18 protein-coding genes are annotated in these 16,710 nt (G+C 61.0%); 6 read left to right on the top strand and 12 right to left on the bottom strand.

Translation table 11 applies throughout. The features are described 5' to 3' along the window. Window positions 1–5: 5 nt before the first annotated feature. From ispE to FXO12_RS14640, 3 genes are read right to left on the bottom strand one after another with little or no spacing between them, the layout of a single operon-like run. On the bottom strand, window positions 6–857 hold the full coding sequence (ispE, locus tag FXO12_RS14650) for a 4-(cytidine 5'-diphospho)-2-C-methyl-D-erythritol kinase (protein WP_057977393.1): 852 nt from the start codon (window positions 855–857) through the stop codon (window positions 6–8). A gap of 1 nt (window position 858) precedes the next feature. Continuing rightward, a complete protein-coding gene (gene lolB / locus FXO12_RS14645) occupies window positions 859–1,476 on the bottom strand; it encodes a lipoprotein insertase outer membrane protein LolB (RefSeq protein ID WP_032893661.1) in 618 nt (205 codons plus the stop codon). Window positions 1,477–1,480: 4 nt separating this feature from the next. Beyond that, window positions 1,481–3,205 (bottom strand): tetratricopeptide repeat protein, encoded by a 1,725-nt coding sequence (locus FXO12_RS14640; RefSeq protein ID WP_034128082.1) that lies wholly within the window; start codon window positions 3,203–3,205, stop codon window positions 1,481–1,483. A gap of 316 nt (window positions 3,206–3,521) precedes the next feature. On the opposite strand from FXO12_RS14640, the gene hemA reads away from it, so the two are divergent. The 6 genes from hemA (at window position 3,522) to FXO12_RS14610 (ending at window position 8,887) form a co-directional block, all read left to right on the top strand. Then, the gene (gene hemA, locus FXO12_RS14635) at window positions 3,522–4,811 is read left to right on the top strand and encodes a glutamyl-tRNA reductase (RefSeq protein ID WP_003188356.1); all 1,290 of its coding nucleotides are present in this window, start codon (window positions 3,522–3,524) and stop codon (window positions 4,809–4,811) included. After that, the gene (gene prfA, locus FXO12_RS14630) at window positions 4,808–5,890 is read left to right on the top strand and encodes a peptide chain release factor 1 (RefSeq protein WP_054896862.1); all 1,083 of its coding nucleotides are present in this window, start codon (window positions 4,808–4,810) and stop codon (window positions 5,888–5,890) included. The genes hemA and prfA overlap by 4 nt, the downstream gene beginning before the upstream one ends. Further along, window positions 5,891–6,721 carry a peptide chain release factor N(5)-glutamine methyltransferase gene (gene prmC, locus FXO12_RS14625; protein WP_060772716.1) on the top strand — a complete coding sequence of 277 codons (831 nt, stop codon included), beginning with the start codon at window positions 5,891–5,893 and terminating at the stop codon, window positions 6,719–6,721. Continuing rightward, the gene (locus FXO12_RS14620) at window positions 6,715–7,470 is read left to right on the top strand and encodes a molybdopterin-synthase adenylyltransferase MoeB (RefSeq protein ID WP_034128079.1); all 756 of its coding nucleotides are present in this window, start codon (window positions 6,715–6,717) and stop codon (window positions 7,468–7,470) included. Before prmC ends, FXO12_RS14620 begins: the two co-directional genes overlap by 7 nt. Beyond that, a complete protein-coding gene (murI, locus tag FXO12_RS14615; protein ID WP_034128078.1) occupies window positions 7,463–8,257 on the top strand; it encodes a glutamate racemase in 795 nt (264 codons plus the stop codon). The genes FXO12_RS14620 and murI overlap by 8 nt, the downstream gene beginning before the upstream one ends. Window positions 8,258–8,368: 111 nt before the next feature. Continuing rightward, the gene (locus FXO12_RS14610; protein WP_014716838.1) at window positions 8,369–8,887 is read left to right on the top strand and encodes an acyloxyacyl hydrolase; all 519 of its coding nucleotides are present in this window, start codon (window positions 8,369–8,371) and stop codon (window positions 8,885–8,887) included. Window positions 8,888–8,994: 107 nt separating this feature from the next. Here the strand turns inward: FXO12_RS14610 and FXO12_RS14605 are convergent, their stop codons facing one another. From FXO12_RS14605 to FXO12_RS14565, 9 genes are read right to left on the bottom strand one after another with little or no spacing between them, the layout of a single operon-like run. Further along, window positions 8,995–9,297 (bottom strand): YkgJ family cysteine cluster protein, encoded by a 303-nt coding sequence (locus FXO12_RS14605; protein WP_003188364.1) that lies wholly within the window; start codon window positions 9,295–9,297, stop codon window positions 8,995–8,997. A 54-nt stretch (window positions 9,298–9,351) separates the two neighbouring features. After that, entirely contained in the window at window positions 9,352–9,843 is a 492-nt protein-coding gene (locus FXO12_RS14600) for a DUF2878 domain-containing protein (RefSeq protein ID WP_057977391.1), read from the bottom strand. Next, window positions 9,836–11,107: a cyclopropane-fatty-acyl-phospholipid synthase family protein gene (locus FXO12_RS14595; RefSeq protein ID WP_054896866.1), complete on the bottom strand. Its 1,272-nt coding sequence runs from the start codon at window positions 11,105–11,107 to the stop codon at window positions 9,836–9,838. Before FXO12_RS14595 ends, FXO12_RS14600 begins: the two co-directional genes overlap by 8 nt. Continuing rightward, window positions 11,094–11,903: a DUF1365 domain-containing protein gene (locus FXO12_RS14590; RefSeq protein WP_060772718.1), complete on the bottom strand. Its 810-nt coding sequence runs from the start codon at window positions 11,901–11,903 to the stop codon at window positions 11,094–11,096. The genes FXO12_RS14595 and FXO12_RS14590 overlap by 14 nt, the downstream gene beginning before the upstream one ends. Then, window positions 11,900–13,147 carry an NAD(P)/FAD-dependent oxidoreductase gene (locus FXO12_RS14585; protein ID WP_054922542.1) on the bottom strand — a complete coding sequence of 416 codons (1,248 nt, stop codon included), beginning with the start codon at window positions 13,145–13,147 and terminating at the stop codon, window positions 11,900–11,902. The genes FXO12_RS14590 and FXO12_RS14585 overlap by 4 nt, the downstream gene beginning before the upstream one ends. Then, window positions 13,144–13,926, bottom strand: a complete 783-nt coding sequence (locus FXO12_RS14580) for an SDR family oxidoreductase (RefSeq protein ID WP_054922540.1) — start codon at window positions 13,924–13,926, stop codon at window positions 13,144–13,146. The genes FXO12_RS14585 and FXO12_RS14580 overlap by 4 nt, the downstream gene beginning before the upstream one ends. Beyond that, on the bottom strand, window positions 13,923–14,345 hold the full coding sequence (locus FXO12_RS14575; RefSeq protein ID WP_057977388.1) for a nuclear transport factor 2 family protein: 423 nt from the start codon (window positions 14,343–14,345) through the stop codon (window positions 13,923–13,925). The genes FXO12_RS14580 and FXO12_RS14575 overlap by 4 nt, the downstream gene beginning before the upstream one ends. Beyond that, a complete protein-coding gene (phrB, locus tag FXO12_RS14570) occupies window positions 14,338–15,780 on the bottom strand; it encodes a deoxyribodipyrimidine photo-lyase (protein WP_057977386.1) in 1,443 nt (480 codons plus the stop codon). Before phrB ends, FXO12_RS14575 begins: the two co-directional genes overlap by 8 nt. After that, window positions 15,781–16,710 carry a MerR family transcriptional regulator gene (locus FXO12_RS14565; RefSeq protein ID WP_034128070.1) on the bottom strand — a complete coding sequence of 310 codons (930 nt, stop codon included), beginning with the start codon at window positions 16,708–16,710 and terminating at the stop codon, window positions 15,781–15,783. It lies immediately after the preceding gene.

Raw genomic sequence — 16,710 nt, 5'->3', positions numbered from 1 at the left:
TCCTTTTAGAGCAGACTTTGCAGCTTGCGATGCAACATCGAAACGTTGCTTCCTTTTGCTACAAACCCTGTAAGGGTCTCTGTAAGAAGGGCCGAGACTTTATCAGCTTCAGCTTTGCTTGGGAAGCCCCCAAACACACAACTTCCAGTTCCGGTTAATTTTGCTTCGGTAAATTTACCTAACAAATTCAAAGCGTTACGTACCTCTGGATAACGCCTTGCTACAACCGGTAAGCAGTCATTTCGACTGTTTCCCTTGGGAACGGGGCGCACTTTAATGGGAGAAGAGTTACGTGTCAACAACGGATCTGAAAAAATTTCTGCTGTACTTACAGATACTTGCGGCACCAGCACGACATACCAAGGTTCTTCGGGCTCTACAGGGGTGAGTTTTTCCCCGACGCCTTCAGCAAATGCGGCGTGCCCCCGCACGAAAACCGGGACGTCGGCGCCCAGCGTGAGGCCCAGCGCAGCAAGGCGATCGTGGTCCCAGCCCAGTTGCCATAAGTGATTGAGGCCCAACAAAGTGGTCGCGGCATTTGAGCTGCCGCCACCGATACCACCGCCCATGGGCAGGATTTTGTCGATCCAGATATCAATGCCAAGTGGGCAGCCGGATTGTTCCTGAAGTTTTTTGGCCGCCCGCACAATCAGATTGCTGTCGTGGGGCACACCGTCGAATTCGGTGTGCAACTGCACTACGCCATCGTCACGCACGGCAAAGCTGAGCTCATCGCCGTAGTCGAGAAACTGAAACAGCGTCTGCAACTCGTGGTAGCCATCTTCACGGCGGCCAAGGATGTGCAGCATCAGGTTGAGCTTGGCCGGGGAGGGCAGGGTCAATTTTTGTACGGACACGTTATTGCCCCAGCTTGCGCGGTTGCCAGTCCTTGATCACCAGCGTGACATCAAGGTCGGTGCCATGCAGCTTGATACGTTCGGGCAGCCAATACCCGCTTTGCTCCACGTAGCTCAAATATTCGACCTGCCAGCCATCCTGCTCCAAGGTGGCGAGGCGGCTGTCGCCATTGAGGCTCAGACGGCTCTTGCTGTCAGGTGCCGGCAAGCCGCGCACCCACCAGACCAGATGCGAGACGGGCAACTTCCAGCCAATCTGCTGCTCCAGCAGTTCTTCCGGGGAGGTTGCCTCGTAGCGGCCCTGATTGGCCACTTCCAGGCTCACTTGCCCTGGCCTGCCAGTCAGGCGGGCCGCGCCACGGCCCAGGGGCCCCGAGAGGCGAATGTCGTAATAGTCCTGGCGCTGCAGCCAGAACAGCGTGCCGCTGCCAGAGTCTTTCGGCGCACGCACCCCGACCTTGCCCTCGATCTGCCAGCCATCAATGCTGCTGAGTTGGTCCTTGTGTTGTTTCCATTGTGCCGGGTTGCCCTGGCCTTCAACGGATTCACGGCTGCCGATGCCCGCGCAACCGGCGAGCAGGGCGATGAAGCTGAAAACGATAACGTGGCGCAAGAACATAAGCTTAAAGGGTCTCGGATCCGGTCAGGCGCTTGATGGTGCTGCGCAGGATGGGGCTGTCGGGTTGTTCCTTGAGGAATTTTTCCCAGATTTGTCGGGCTTCGCGCTGCTTGCCATTGGCCCAGAGCACTTCGCCCAAGTGTGCGGCAACTTCCTGGTCCGGGAAACGCTCCAGGGCCTGGCGCAGCAAGCGCTCGGCCTCGTCGAGGTTGCCCAGGCGGTAATTCACCCAGCCCAGACTGTCGAGCACGGCAGGGTCTTCCGGGTTGAGCGCATGGGCTTGTTCAATCAGCGCCTTGGCTTCGGCGTAGCGCGTGGTGCGGTCGGACAAGGTGTAGCCCAGGGCGTTAAGTGCCATGGCGTTGTCCGGGTCGCGCTTGATGATCAGCCGCAGGTCTTTTTCCAACTGCGCCAGGTCATTGCGTTTTTCTGCCTGCATGGCGCGGGTGTACAGCAGGTTCAAATCGTCGGGGTATTGCAGCAACGCCTGTTGCAACAGTTTCCAGGCGCGTTCGCCCTGTTTGTTGGCCGATAAGGTCTCGGCCTGGATCAGGTACAGCTGGATGGCGTAGTCCGGTTCGGCATCGCGGGCCGCGGCCAGGCGTTTTTCCGCTTCGTCGGTGCGGCCGTTGCTCATCAGGATATCGGCCTGGCGCAACTGCGCTGGCAGATAATCATTGCCGGGGCCGACCTGGGCGTATTCAAGCAGGGCCGCTTGAGGGTCGTTGCGCTCTTCAGCGATGCGGCCCAGGTTCAGGTGCGCCGAGTCCACGTGGCTGTCACGTTCGATCAGCTCTTGCAGGTAGCCCTTGGCCTCGTCCCAGGCTTTGGCTTCCAGGCACACCAATGCCAGGGAATAACGCAGTTCGTCGTCGTCCGGGTATTGCTGGACCAGGTTGGCGAACTGCACTTTGGCGTCTTCCATACGGTCCTGCTCAACCAGCATACGTGCATAGGTCAGGAGCAGGCGCTTGTCGCCGGGGTATTTCTTGATGCTTTTTTCCAGCAGCGGAATCGCTTCCTTGCCGCGGTTAAGGCTTTGCAGCAGGCGTGCACGCAACAGGATGGGCGCGATTTCACCTTCTTCCGGCGGGTTCTGCTCCAGCAGCTTGAGCGCGGCGTCGGCTTCATCGTCCTGTTGCAGCAGCAGGGCCTTGCCGAAAATCAACTGGCTGTTCTTCGGGTGCTTTTGCAGCAGGCGATCGAAACTCTTCATCAGGCCGTTGCGCGTGTCCTGGTCGGTGTCGGCGGCCGACAGCGCAAGAAAGTCAAAATGTGTGTCGCCTTTGCCCTGCAGGACCTTCTCCATATAAACCATGGAGTCGTCATAGCGCCCGGCACGCGCCAGTTGCACGGCTGCGGCGCGCTGGGCTTCCAGATCATCCGGGGCATTTTTGGCCCAGATCAGCGAGGTGTCCAGCGCTGCCTGGTCGGCGCCCAGGTATTCGGCGATGCGAAACGCTCGCTCGGAAATCCCCGGGTCCTGGGTGTTGATGGCCTGGGTCACGTAATTATCCAGCGCAATATCAAAGCGATTGCGTTGGCCGGCCAGCTCAGCTGTCAGCAGGCTGTAGATCGTTTCTTCACTGAACGAGGAATAAACCTTGGGTTTTTCAGGGGCGGGAGTGCTGTCTTCCACCGGCGACGTAGCGTCCGGCGACACGGGTGCCATGGCCTGGCAGCCGCTGAGGAAGACAAAAGCGAGGAGCAACGCGGAAGATCTATTCATATAGGAAGAGGACGACTAACCTGCGGTCGGATCATCATGACACAAGCCTTCGGCCAAACATAACCGGGGCACTCGGAATACGACTATTGCTGCCTTTTGCCTTTCCTTTGTAGGAGCGAGCTTGCTGGCGAAAAACCTGAGAGCGCCGCTGGGCGCCCGGCTTGCCGCGTTATCGTTGACGATTTTCGCGAGCAAGCTCGCTCCTGCAAAAGTGCATTGATAGGCATAAGGTATAGGGACAATAGACGACGGTGGTTGTTCTGAATCTTTCGAAGTAGGACAATTGTCGGCTTCCCGACATCATCAGCGATATTGAATGGCCTTCCTCGCACTCGGTATTAACCACAAGACTGCCTCCGTAGACGTGCGCGAGCGCGTGGCGTTTACGCCAGAGCAGTTGGTTGAGGCCTTGCAGCAGCTCTGCCGGCTTACCGACAGCCGCGAAGCTGCGATCCTTTCGACCTGCAATCGCAGCGAGCTCTATATAGAGCAGGAACATCTCTCGGCGGATGTGGTGCTGCGCTGGCTGGCCGATTATCACCATTTGAGCCTCGATGACCTGCGTGCCAGCGCTTATGTGCATGAAGAGGATGCGGCAGTTCGTCACATGATGCGCGTGGCGGCCGGTCTCGACTCGCTGGTGTTGGGTGAACCGCAGATTCTCGGCCAGATGAAGTCTGCCTACGCCGTGGCGCGTGAGGCTGGCACCGTCGGCCCATTGCTGGGCCGCCTGTTCCAGGCCACCTTTAATTCCGCCAAGCAAGTGCGTACCGATACGGCCATCGGCGAAAACCCGGTGTCCGTGGCCTTTGCCGCTGTGAGCCTGGCCAAGCAGATTTTCAGCGACTTGCAGCGCAGCCAGGCCCTGCTGATCGGCGCTGGTGAAACCATCACCCTGGTGGCCCGTCACCTGCACGATCTTGGCGTGAAGCGCATCGTGGTCGCCAACCGCACCTTGGAGCGCGCCAGCATTCTGGCCGAGCAGTTCGGTGCCCATGCGGTGCTGCTGTCGGACATTCCCGCTGAACTGGTGCGCAGTGATATCGTCATCAGTTCCACCGCCAGCCAATTGCCGATTCTGGGCAAGGGCGCGGTCGAGAGCGCGTTGAAGCTGCGCAAGCACAAGCCGATCTTCATGGTAGATATCGCCGTTCCACGGGATATCGAGCCCGAAGTCGGCGAGTTGGACGACGTTTACCTTTATAGCGTCGATGATCTGCATGAAGTGGTCGCTGAAAACCTCAAGAGTCGTCAGGGTGCCGCCCAGGCCGCCGAGGAAATGGTCAGCACCGGCGCTGAAGATTTCATGGTGCGCCTGCGTGAACTGGCGGCAGTGGATGTGCTCAAGGCGTATCGTCAGCAGGGCGAACGCCTGCGTGATGAAGAGTTGCTCAAGGCCCAGCGCATGCTGGCCAACGGCAGCGGCGCCGAAGAAGTGCTGATGCAATTGGCCCGTGGCCTGACCAACAAACTGCTCCACGCTCCTAGTGTCCAGTTGAAAAAGCTTACCGCCGAAGGCCGCCTCGATGCGCTGGCCATGGCCCAGGAACTCTTTGCCCTCGGTGAGGGCGCGTCAGACAGCTCTTCGGATAAAAAACCGCAATGAAAGCGTCACTGCTCAATAAACTGGATGTGCTCCAGGACCGTTTCGAAGAACTGACCGCCTTGCTCGGCGATGGCGAGGTCATTTCCGATCAAACCAAATTCCGTGCTTATTCCAAGGAATACGCCGAAGTTGAGCCCATTGTGGCCACTTATAAACACCTGCTGAAAGTCCAGGCCGACCTCGAAGGCGCCCAGGCCCTGCTCAAGGACAGCGACCCGGACATGCGCGAAATGGCCGTGGAAGAAGTCCGCGAAGCCAAGGAAAAACTCGCTGAGCTTGAGGGTGACCTGCAACGCATGCTGCTGCCCAAGGACCCTAACGACGGACGCAACGTTTTCCTCGAAATCCGCGCTGGTACCGGTGGCGACGAGGCGGCGATTTTTTCCGGTGACCTGTTCCGCATGTATTCGCGCTATGCCGAGCGTCGCGGCTGGCGCGTGGAGATCCTCTCCGAGAACGAGGGCGAGCACGGTGGCTATAAAGAAGTCATCGCCCGGGTTGAAGGCGACAACGTCTACGGCAAGCTGAAGTTCGAATCCGGGGCGCACCGCGTGCAACGGGTGCCTGCGACCGAATCCCAAGGCCGTATCCACACCTCGGCGTGCACCGTCGCGGTGTTGCCTGAGCCGGACGAACAGGAAGCCATCGAGATCAACCCGGCGGATTTGCGTGTCGACACTTACCGCTCATCCGGCGCGGGTGGCCAGCACGTTAACAAGACCGACTCGGCGATCCGTATCACACACTTGCCGTCGGGCATTGTGGTGGAGTGCCAGGAAGAACGTTCCCAGCACAAGAACCGTGCGCGGGCCATGTCCTGGTTGTCGGCCAAGTTGAACGACCAGCAGACCAGCGCCGCGGCCAACGCAATTGCCAGCGAACGCAAGCTGCTGGTGGGCTCCGGCGACCGCTCCGAGCGTATCCGTACCTACAACTTTGCCCAGGGCCGGGTCACGGACCATCGGGTCAACCTCACCCTGTATTCCCTCGACGAAATTCTCGCCGGGGGCGTGGATGCGGTGATCGAGCCGTTGCTCGCCGAATACCAGGCCGACCAACTGGCGGCGATAGGTGACTAAATGACCATCATCGCCAGCCTGCTGCGCGCCGCTGACCTGCCCGACTCGCCGACGGCGCGCCTGGACGTGGAGTTGCTGCTGGCCGCTGCCCTGGGCAAATCACGCAGCTATCTGCATACCTGGCCGGAAAAGATCGTCAGCAGCGAAGACGCGCTGACCTTTTCCGGCTACCTGCAGCGCCGCCGCAGCGGCGAGCCGGTGGCCTATATCCTCGGCCAGCAAGGCTTCTGGAAACTCGACCTGGAAGTGGCACCGCACACTTTGATCCCCCGCCCGGAAACTGAGTTGCTGGTGGAAGCTGCCCTGGAATTGCTGCCCGCCACGCCCGCCCAGGTCCTGGACCTGGGCACCGGTAGCGGCGCCATCGCCTTGGCCTTGGCCAGCGAACGTCCGGCCTGGCAGGTCACGGCGGTCGACCGTGTGCTGGAGGCCGTGGCCCTGGCCGAGCGCAATCGTCAACGCCTGCACCTCACTAACGCCACGGTGCTCAACAGCCACTGGTTCAGCGCCCTGCAAGGCCAGCGCTTCGACCTGATCATCAGCAACCCGCCCTACATTGCCGACAATGACCCGCACCTGGTGGCCGGCGATGTGCGCTTCGAACCGGCCAGTGCGCTGGTGGCGGGGCACGATGGCCTGGACGACTTGCGCCTGATCATCCAAGAGTCTCCCGGCCACCTGAACGACGGAGGCTGGCTGTTGCTCGAACACGGTTACGACCAGGCCCAGGTCGTGCGCGATTTGTTACTCAACCAAGGCTTTGACGGCGTACACAGTCGCATCGACCTTGGCGGTCACGAACGCATCACCTTGGGGCGCCGCCCGTGCTGACCGATCAGGAGCTGTTGCGCTATAGCCGGCAGATTCTGTTGCAGCATGTCGACATTGATGGTCAATTACGCCTGAAACAGAGCCGCGCGTTGATCGTCGGCCTGGGTGGCCTGGGCGCTCCGGTGGCGCTTTACCTGGCCGCTGCTGGGGTGGGCGAATTGCACCTGGCGGATTTCGATACGGTCGATTTGACCAACCTGCAACGCCAGATCATCCATGACACTAACAGCGTGGGGCAGACCAAGGTCGATTCGGCCATGGGGCGCCTGAGAGCGATCAACCCTGAAGTCGCCCTGGTCGCCCATCGTGCTGCGCTGGATGCCGACTCGCTGGCTGCTGCGGTCAACGCAGTGGATCTGGTGCTCGATTGCAGCGATAACTTCTCTACCCGCGAGGCGGTCAACGTAGCCTGCGTTGCCGCCGGCAAACCGTTGGTCAGTGGCGCGGCCATTCGCCTTGAGGGGCAATTGTCGGTATTCGACCCCCGCCGCGCTGACAGTCCCTGCTACCACTGTTTGTATGGGCACGGCAGCGACACTGAACTGACCTGCAGCGAAGCCGGCGTTGTCGGGCCGTTGGTCGGTGTGGTTGGCAGCCTGCAAGCGCTGGAAGCCTTGAAGCTGCTGGCCGGTTTTGGTGAGTCGTTGGTAGGGCGCCTGTTGTTGATCGATGCGCTGACCACGCGTTTTCGCGAGTTGCGCGTCAAGCGTGACCCAGGCTGCAGCGTCTGCGGGGCAAAGCATGGTTAAGGGCGCGCCTGTTGGTGTGTTCGATTCCGGTATCGGCGGCTTGACGGTGCTGGAAGAAATCCAGCAGTTGTTGCCCCACGAGTCACTGCTGTACGTGGCGGACTGCGGGCACATTCCCTATGGTGAGAAAACGCCGGCGTTCATTCTTGAACGTTCTCGCTCGGTCGCTGAGTTTTTCCGCGAGCGGGGCGCCAAGGCCTTTGTGATTGCCTGCAACACGGCGACGGTCGCCGCGGTGGCCGATTTGCGCCAGGACTACCCCGACTGGCCGCTGGTAGGCATGGAGCCTGCGGTCAAACCTGCTGCCGCGGCCACGCGCAGTGGTGTGGTGGGTGTGCTCGCCACTACGGGCACACTGCAAAGCGCCAAGTTCGCCGCCTTGCTCGACCGTTTTGCCACCGATGTGCGGGTGATTACCCAGCCGTGCCCGGGCCTGGTGGAGCTGATTGAAGCCGGCGACCTCAACAGCCCCGCCTTGCACTCCCTGCTGCAAGGCTATATTGAGCCGCTGCTTAGCGCCGGTTGCGACACCATCATCCTGGGTTGCACTCATTATCCCTTCCTCAAGCCACTCCTGGCGCAGATGCTGCCCCCCAGCATCATCCTCATTGATACCGGCGCCGCCGTGGCGCGCCAGCTCAAGCGCTTGCTGGGTGAGCGCGACCTGCTGGCCATTGGCGAACCTGAACCTGCACAGTTCTGGACCAGCGGCGATCTGTGTCACCTAAGAAACATCCTACCGACACTTTGGAAACATCCTGGAGTTGTGCGAAGCTTTGGCTCGTGAAAATTTCGTGAAATCAGCCTGAAAAAAGCTGAACTTCTGGCTATGCGTCGGCTTCTATAGCCCGTTAGCCTGTACACAACCCAATTATTCCGTTTGCAAAGGATGTTTCACATGAAGCGCTTGTTCTGTTTGGCTGCGATTGCGGCCGCTATGTTGGGACACTCTGTTTCAGCCCAGGCCGCCGGCCTGGAGTTCGGCTTGGGGAGCACCAGCGATTCGACGCTGACCTACCGCCTGGGCCTGACCTCCGATTGGGACAAGAGCTGGATGCAGAGCAATGTCGGCCGACTGACCGGCTACTGGAGCGGCGCCTATACCTATTGGGAAGGGGATGATCGTGCGGGCGCCAGCAGCCTGTCGTTCTCGCCGGTGTTTGTGTATGAGTTTGCCGGCGAGTCGGTCAAACCCTACATCGAAGCCGGTATCGGCGTGGCGTTGTTCTCTCGCACTCGGCTGGAAGACAACAACATCGGCCAGTCCTTCCAGTTCGAAGACCGCCTGGGTTTCGGCCTGCGGTTCAACGGCGGGCATGAAGTGGGCATTCGTGCCACGCATTATTCCAACGCCGGCATTAGCAGCAATAACGATGGTGTAGAGAGTTACTCGCTGCACTACACCATGCCGCTGTAATGCACTGTAGGAGCGAGCTTGCTCGCGAAGAACCTCAACGATAACGCAGCGAATCAGGTTTAACGCGGCGTTCTCAGGTTTTCGCGAGCAAGCTCGCTCCTACAGAATCAGCGGTAGGCCGTGGTAATGCCTTCACGCTCTTCAAGGCATTCCGGCGCCCCCATCTCGAACTCCCGGCAAATCAACGGCCGAAGCTCATAGATCGTGCACATCATCGTGTCGCGGTCCAGCGCTGCGCACCAGCCGTCGTCCAGGCGCAGCATCACCTCGCCCCCCCAATCGTCGGTATCGATAAAGCGTTGTGGTACGCCGGTGTCGGTGATCAGCATGACTTCCAGCTGGCAGCAACAAGCCGCGCACGTCGAGCACGTGACGGGTTCGGTGATTTGAATGTGAGGGATGTTGGTCATAGGCGCGCAGTGTAAGGCAAGTGCGTCAGATGCGTATGAATGCTCGGACGGGCGTCAGTGTTCCAGCCTCTGCGCAACCCCGTGTAACAGCGGAAAGAGCATGGCCCATAACAGCGCCAGGCCGATCAGTGTTGGGGCGGTGCCGTACGCAAAACTCACGCCTGCCAATTGACTGCCGGCGTAATAAGACAACGGCCCGCCCACCGCGCCTAGCAGGCTGGCGAGCCACCAGGGCCGTGCGCTCCAGGCCAGGCAATGGCGCAAGGTGGTGGCCAGCAAGGCCCATAACAGTATCAGCCACAGCGGAATCAGTGGCCCCGGCGTATTGAACTCAAACACGCCGAGCCCACGCAGTGCCGTATCGACCAGTGTTCCCAGCACCGTCACGGCCAGAATCACTTGCCCCTCTCTTGCCCAAGAGCTTATCCACAGCAAGTGTGCGCCCAGTACCGCGATGCCGATCAGCAGCCAACGGCTATCGCCGCCGAGCACGCAGGCAAACCAGCCGCACTGAAACAGCACGGTGTTGGCCAGGGATTTAAGCACTGAAACGCCCAAGCAGCGGCGGATTGATGGCCGCCGGTTTGGCCAGCAGCAACTGCGCGGTGCCGATGGTGCGCTCCATAAAGCCACCTTCGCAGTAGCACAGGTAAAACTCCCACAGGCGCAGGAAGTATTCGTCATAACCGAGTTCGGCAAGACGGCCATGGGCGCGGCGAAAGTTTTCATGCCACAGGCGCAGGGTGCGGGCGTAGTGCAGGCCGAAGTCTTCCATGTGCAGCAGGTTCATGTCGGTGTCACGGCTGACGATCTGCAGCATGTTTTGTACACAGGGCAGCGCGCCACCAGGGAAGATGTAGCGCTGGATAAAGTCGACGCTGCGTTTGGCCTGCTCAAAGCGTTGTTCACGAATAGTGATGGCTTGCAGCAGCATCAGGCCGTCGGGCTTGAGCAGCTGGGCACATTGTTTGAAATAGGTGGGCAGGAAACGATGGCCCACCGCTTCAATCATTTCGATCGACACCAGCTTGTCGTACTCACCGGTGAGGTCGCGGTAATCGCTCAGCAGCACGGTCACACGATCTTGCAGGCCCGCCGCCTGGATACGCTGCGCGGTGTAGGCGAACTGTTCCTTGGACAGGGTCGTGGTGGTGACCCGGCAGCCGTAATGCTGCGCCGCATACAACGCCATGCTGCCCCAGCCGGTACCGATTTCCAGCAGATGGTCGCTGGGCTTGAGCGCCAGTTTCTGGCAGATGCGCGCTAATTTGTTCAGTTGTGCCTGTTCCAGGGTGTCATCGGGGGTCAGGAATTGCGCGGCCGAGTACATCATGGTGGGGTCGAGAAATTCTTCGAACAGGTCGTTGCCCAAGTCGTAATGGGCGGCGATGTTTTTTTGCGAGCCTTTGCGTGTGTTGCGGTTGAGCCAGTGCAGGCCCTGAGTGAACGGCCGCGCCAGGCGTGCCAGGCCACCTTCCATGGCGTCGAGCACCTCCAGGTTGCTGACCATCACCCGCACGACGGCGGTGAGGTCGGGGCTGGTCCAGTAACCATGGATAAACGCTTCGCCGGCGCCGATCGAGCCATTGGCCGCCACCAGCCCCCATACTGCCGCGTCGAGAATCTGGATCTCGCCCAGCAGGTGCGCTTCCCGTGCGCCGAAGACTTGCCGCTCGCCATCCTCGATGATGACCAACTGGCCATGGCGCAATTGGCTGAGCTGGCGCAACACGCCTTTGCGCAATAGCGCAGCGGTCATGCCGTTGACGTTCAGGCGGTTAGCCTTGACCGATAAGCTAGGGGATTTCATGGTGGCGATCCTTGGTATACCCGACTGCGGTGCGAGAGGCGCCATCGGCGGCCTGGTGGGAAAAAATCGGAGTGCGTTTGAGCAGCAGGCGCAAGGCTTGCCAGTAGATCGCAAGGCCGGTCTTGGCGGTCATCCAGGGAAAGCGCCGCAAATAGCGATGCAGGCTGGCGCGGCTCAGTGCCTGTTTTTCCAGGCTCAAGGTGGCGTCGAAGACTTTTTGCGTGCCCTGCCAATCGGCCATGTGCACGCCGAGCCTGGCGGCGGGCGGGCTGAAACTCATGCGGTATTCCAGCTCGCGAGGCAAAAACGGCGACACATGGAAGGCCTTGGCCACGGCGAAATGCTGGTGCTCATCGGCGCCCAGTGCCTGGGCGGGCAGCACGTAGTGATAGCGCTCGCGCCATGGGGTGTTGGTCACTTCACACAGGATCGCGGCCAGTTGCCCGTCAGCCTCGAAGCAGTAGAAGAAACTCACCGGGTTAAAAGCCAGGCCCCAACTGCGGGCCTGGGTCAGCAGGCAGATAGCGCCCTGGGGTGTTTGCCCCAGGGCCTTGCCGACTTCCTGGCGCACGGCATCGCTCAGGCTCATGCCGTGGCGCGTGAATTCACGCAGGTAATCCTGCTGGCGGAAACCGAAAGGCGCCAGGCGACCCGTGCCGGCCAGCGGCGAGAGCCCCAGTACTTCATCCTCTTCACTGAGGTCCAGGTACAACAGGCCGATGCGGTAGCGAAAGGCGTGGGCTTTGGGCGTAAACCGGCGATGGGCGATCCAGCCGCTGTACAAGGCGCTGTTCACAGGGTTTCCCCAAACGCCTGGGCTACGCGCAGAGCGCTGACCACGCCGTCTTCGTGAAAGCCGTTGGCCCAGTAGGCCCCGCAGTAAAAGGTATTGCGCACGCCGTTCAATTCTTCCCAGCGTGCCTGTGCGGCGACTGCGGCCAGGCTGTATTGCGGATGGGCGTAGGTGTAGCGCGCCAGGATCTTCAGCGGGTTGATCATCGGCGTCTGATTGAGGCTGACGCAAAAGGTAGTGGCGCTGTCGATGCCTTGCAGGATGTTCATGTCATAGGTGACGGCGGCCTGTTGTTGCACGTTGCCCGTCAGCCGATAGTTCCAGCTGGCCCAGGCCAGTTTGCGGTCGGGCAGCAGGCGTGTGTCGGTGTGCAGCACCACGTCGTTTTCGGCGTAGGGCAGGGCGCCGAGGATCTGCTGTTCGGCCTGGCTGGGGTCATCGAGCAAGGCCAGGGCCTGATCGCTGTGGCAGGCGAATACCACGCGGTCGAAGGTTTCGCTGCCGGCCGGGCTGTGGATAACTACACCTTCGTCGCTGCGTTGCACCTTATGCACAGGGCAGTTGAGCCGTATCTGTTCGCGAAAGCTGCGGGTCAGCGGCTCGATATAACAGCTGGAACCGCCTTCGATCACGCACCATTGCGGGCGGTTGCTCACCGAGAGCAAGCCGTGGTTCTTGAAGAAGCGCACAAAAAACTGCAGCGGAAACTTGAGCATATCGGCCAGGGACATCGACCAGATGGCAGCGCCCATCGGCACGATGTAATGCCGGATAAACCTGGGGCCATAGCCGCCAGCGGTGAGGTAATCGCCCAGGGTCATGTCGGCGCTGATGCGCTGCTCTTGCAAGTCCAGGGGCGCCTGGCGATTGAAGCGCAGGATATCGCGCAACATGCCCCAGAACCCCGGCGACAGAATATTGCGGCGCTGGGCAAACAGGCTGTTGAGGTTGTTGCCGTTGTACTCGAAGCCTGTGCTTTGGTCGCACACCGAAAAACTCATCTCGGTGGGTTTGAACCTGACCCCGATCTGCTCCAGCAGACGGATGAAGTTCGGGTAGGTCCAGTCGTTGAACACAATGAAGCCCGTGTCCACCGCATAGTTTTTGCCGTCGACCGTCACGTTGGCCGTGTGTGTATGCCCGCCAATGCAGTCATTGGCCTCGAACAGCGTAATGTCGTGGCGACGGCTAAGCAGGTAGGCGCTGGTCAGCCCGGCGATGCCGCTGCCGATAATGGCGATCTTCACAGGTCGTCCTTCTTCGGTGGCGGGCTGCGCAGCATGCGTTTGCCGATGATCAGTTGCGCGCGGTTGGGCAGCTTCGACAGCGGCCACAAGGTGGCAATGAACAGGGCCGGAAAGGCGATTTCCAGCGGGCGTTTTTCCAGCTTGGCGAAAATGTGTTTCGCGGCTTTGTCGGCCGGCCAGCTCAGGGGCATCGGGAAATCATTGCGCTCGGTCAGCGGCGTGTCGACGAAGCCTGGGCTGATCACCGTGACATCGATGTTTTCCGGCGATAGGCCGATACGCAGGGATTCGAACAAGTAACGCAGGCCGGCCTTGGACGCGCCGTAGGCTTCGGCGCGGGGCATGGGCAGGTAGGTCACGGCACTGGCCACGCCCACCAGGTGCGGGGTGCGCCCTGCGCGCAACAGTGGCAGCGCGGCCTCGATGCAATAACTGCTGGCCAGCAGATTGGTACGCACCACGTGCTCGATGATCGAGGCGTCAAATTGCCGGGCGTCGACGTATTCACAAGTGCCGGCGTTGAGGATCACCGTGTCCAGCGAACCCCAGACCTCGCTGATACGCTCGCCGATCTCGCGCACGGTCTGGCTGTTGGTCAGGTCGCCGGCCACCACCAGAACCTGGCCTGGATATCGAAGGGCGAGGGCATCCAGCGGGCCTTGGGTGCGGGAACTCAGGGCCACTTGGGCGCCGCTCTCGAGCAACTCCACGGCCAGCGCCGCACCGATACCACTGCTGGCGCCGGTCAGCCAATAACGACGGGGCGGTGTAAGGCTCATCCCATTCTCCTTTTCAGCCAACGAATAACGCGACCCAGTAGGGGGACATGTTCATAGAGCAGGGCGCCGGCATCGAAATAGTCGCGATGGCGGTAAACCTTGTCGTGCCACAACAAATGGGAACAGCCTGGCACCTCGATCACCTGCCCACCGGCCAGGCGTGGGTGACGAAAACGCATAGTCCAGCGCAGGTAGCCCTCGCCTTCGGCCACGGTATCGAAGCCGTGGAAGTCAAAATGCAGCTCGCTGACGTTGCTGTACAAGTCGGCAAAGTAACGCCGCAACGCTGGCAGGCCCTGGACTTCATGCAGGGGGTCGGCAAAGGCGGTGTCCTCGCTGTACAGGCGGCCGAGCAGGTGCAGGTTGTGCTTGTCCAGCGTGGCGAAGGTGTGGGCAAACTGGTGCAGGAAGTCACTCATGTTCGGCCATCTCCTGACGCGAAGGCAGCCGGCGAAATGCGGCCAAGGCGCGCTCGCGAGACTGTTTCAAATCGACGATGGCACGCGGGTAATCCGCCACGCCGAACAGGCCCCCAGCCGCTTCGGGGTTGTGCACTTGTTTTTTATTCAGCGCGGCCAGTTCCGGGAGCCAGCGTTTGATGAACACGCCGTCACCGTCGAATTTTTCCGATTGGCTCAGCGGGCTGAATATCCGGAAATACGGCGCCGAGTCGGTGCCCGTGGACGAACTCCATTGCCAGCCGCCGTTGTTGGCCGCCAGATCACCGTCGATCAGGTGGCGCATAAAGAAGCGCTCGCCCTCGCGCCAGTCGATCAGCAGGTTTTTGGTCAGGAACATCGCCACCACCATGCGCAGGCGGTTGTGCATCCAGCCGGTTTCCAGCAGTTGGCGCATGGCCGCGTCGATGATCGGCAAGCCGGTGCGCGCCTGTTGCCAGGCGGCCAGGTCTTCGGGCGCCTTGCGCCAGGCCAGCGCTTCGGTTTCCGGGCGAAACGCGCGGTGGCGGGAAACCCGTGGGTAGCCGACCAGGATGTGCTTGTAGAACTCGCGCCACAGCAGCTCGTTGATCCAGGTGATGGCGCCGATGTCGCCGCTTTCGAACTCGCCCTGGTTGGTTTGCAGCGCGGCGTGCAAGCACTGGCGCGGCGAAACCACTCCGGCGGCCAGGTAGGCAGAAAGCTGACTGGTGCCGGGCTTGGCCGGGAAGTCGCGTTCGTCCTTGTAATAGCTGATCTGCTGATCAGCGAAGGCATCGAGGCGACGGCGCGCCTCGTCTTCGCCAGCGGGCCAGAGGGCACGCAAGGTTTCGCTGGGTGTCGGGAACCCTTCGACTGCCGTTGGCACAGGGTCGCTTTTCACGCCAGGCTCGGCCTGGGCCTTTGGCGTCGGCACCACGCGGGGCAGGGCGCTGTGCAGGCGGCTGTAGCAGACCTTGCGGAACTGGCTGAACACCTGGAAGTAGGTGCCGGTCTTGGTCAGCACACTACCCGGCTGGAAAAACAGTTGGTCCAGGTAGCTGTGGAAGGTCACGCCGTCAGCTTCCAGGGCCTGGGCCACGGCGCGGTCGCGGCGGCTCTCGTGAACGCCATATTCCTCGTTGACGTGTACCGACTCCACCGACAGCTCGCGGCACAGTTGGCTCAGTACCGTCGGCGCCTGGTCCCAGGTCGCGGCGTGGCGGATTAACAGCGGAATGTTGAGGTTGCCCAGTGCCTGGCTCAGGTGCTGCAAGTTGCGCAGCCAGAAATCGACTTTGCACGGCGCGTCATCATGCGCCTGCCATTGCTCGGGCGTGATCAGGTAAACAGCCGCGACGGGGCCGCGCTGGCACGCGGCCGCCAGGGCAGTGTTGTCGTGCAGGCGCAAGTCGGTGCGCAGCCAGATCAGATGCATTTAGACAATTCCACGCTGGATCAATAATTGATGGGCCGCCAACAGGTCCTCGGCCACGAACAACTCAGGGATGTCCTGGGTTAATACGCCCAACTCGGCGTGGTGGATGCACACCGTTGGTCCGGCAATCACCGTTGGGCAATGGATGCCGCCCAGCAGTTTGCTGAGTGCCGACACTTGCAACGCCTTGCTTGAGTACAGCAGCACCGCACGGGGTTGCAGGTGTTCCACCGCCAGGGCCAGTTCGCCGACAGGCAGTGGCCAATCGAATACTTCCACCGGGCAATCGGCACTGCTGGCCAGCCAGGCGCTGAGCCACAGGTGCGGTTCCAGGGGCAGGTCGGAATGATTGACCAGCAACAGGGGCGCGCCGTGGAGTTGACGATTGTTGTGATAGATCCGTGCGCCAAACTTGCTGCGCAGCCAGGACAGGAAGAACACCCGCTCCATCTGCGCGCCGAACTGGCCCTGCCAGCGTTGTTCCAGCTCGTTGAGCAGCGGTAGCATCAATTGCTCGCACAAGGTGCGTGGCGGGTAAAGCGCCATGGCCTGGTTGAAGGCGTCATCGACCCGGCGCTCGGCCAGTTCACTGATGGCACTCACCAAATGCTGGCGCAGGCTCTGCCACTCGTTTTCCATCGGCTCCGGGCTACCTTGGGCGGAGTCGATCAGCCCTTTGACCTGGCTGACCGGCACGCCGCGATTGAGCCAGGTGAGGATGGCCTGGATGCGTTGCACATGTTCGGCGCTGAACAACCGATGCCCTTTGGGCGTGCGCTGGGGCACGATGAGGCCGTAGCGGCGCTCCCACGCGCGCAGCGTCACCGCATTCACGCCGGTCTGGCGCGCCACCTCGCGGATCGGCAGCCAGCCGTTTTCCAGGGCCAGGGCGAGGTCTTCGCCGGGTTCGTCGAGCAGGGCAGGTTTCAT

Source organism: Pseudomonas sp. J380 (genome assembly GCF_009827115.1).
Classification (GTDB): domain Bacteria; phylum Pseudomonadota; class Gammaproteobacteria; order Pseudomonadales; family Pseudomonadaceae; genus Aquipseudomonas; species Aquipseudomonas paracarnis.
Note: the sequence above shows the minus strand (reverse complement) of the source record. Positions and strands in the feature narration are given on the sequence as shown.

Bases quoted from the DNA above. Each gene is read 5' to 3' on its own strand.
- lolB (WP_032893661.1), bottom strand. From the start codon at position 1,476: ATGTTCTTGCGCCACGTTATCGTTTTCAGCTTCATCGCCCTGCTCGCC.
- FXO12_RS14640 (WP_034128082.1), bottom strand. From the start codon at position 3,205: ATGAATAGATCTTCCGCGTTGCTCCTCGCTTTTGTCTTCCTCAGCGGC.
- hemA (WP_003188356.1), top strand. From the start codon at position 3,522: ATGGCCTTCCTCGCACTCGGTATTAACCACAAGACTGCCTCCGTAGAC.
- prfA (WP_054896862.1), top strand. From the start codon at position 4,808: ATGAAAGCGTCACTGCTCAATAAACTGGATGTGCTCCAGGACCGTTTC.
- prmC (WP_060772716.1), top strand. From the start codon at position 5,891: ATGACCATCATCGCCAGCCTGCTGCGCGCCGCTGACCTGCCCGACTCG.
- murI (WP_034128078.1), top strand. From the start codon at position 7,463: ATGGTTAAGGGCGCGCCTGTTGGTGTGTTCGATTCCGGTATCGGCGGC.
- FXO12_RS14610 (WP_014716838.1), top strand. From the start codon at position 8,369: ATGAAGCGCTTGTTCTGTTTGGCTGCGATTGCGGCCGCTATGTTGGGA.
- FXO12_RS14605 (WP_003188364.1), bottom strand. From the start codon at position 9,297: ATGACCAACATCCCTCACATTCAAATCACCGAACCCGTCACGTGCTCG.
- FXO12_RS14595 (WP_054896866.1), bottom strand. From the start codon at position 11,107: ATGAAATCCCCTAGCTTATCGGTCAAGGCTAACCGCCTGAACGTCAAC.
- FXO12_RS14580 (WP_054922540.1), bottom strand. From the start codon at position 13,926: ATGAGCCTTACACCGCCCCGTCGTTATTGGCTGACCGGCGCCAGCAGT.
- FXO12_RS14575 (WP_057977388.1), bottom strand. From the start codon at position 14,345: ATGAGTGACTTCCTGCACCAGTTTGCCCACACCTTCGCCACGCTGGAC.
- phrB (WP_057977386.1), bottom strand. From the start codon at position 15,780: ATGCATCTGATCTGGCTGCGCACCGACTTGCGCCTGCACGACAACACT.
- FXO12_RS14565 (WP_034128070.1), bottom strand. From the start codon at position 16,710: ATGAAACCTGCCCTGCTCGACGAACCCGGCGAAGACCTCGCCCTGGCC.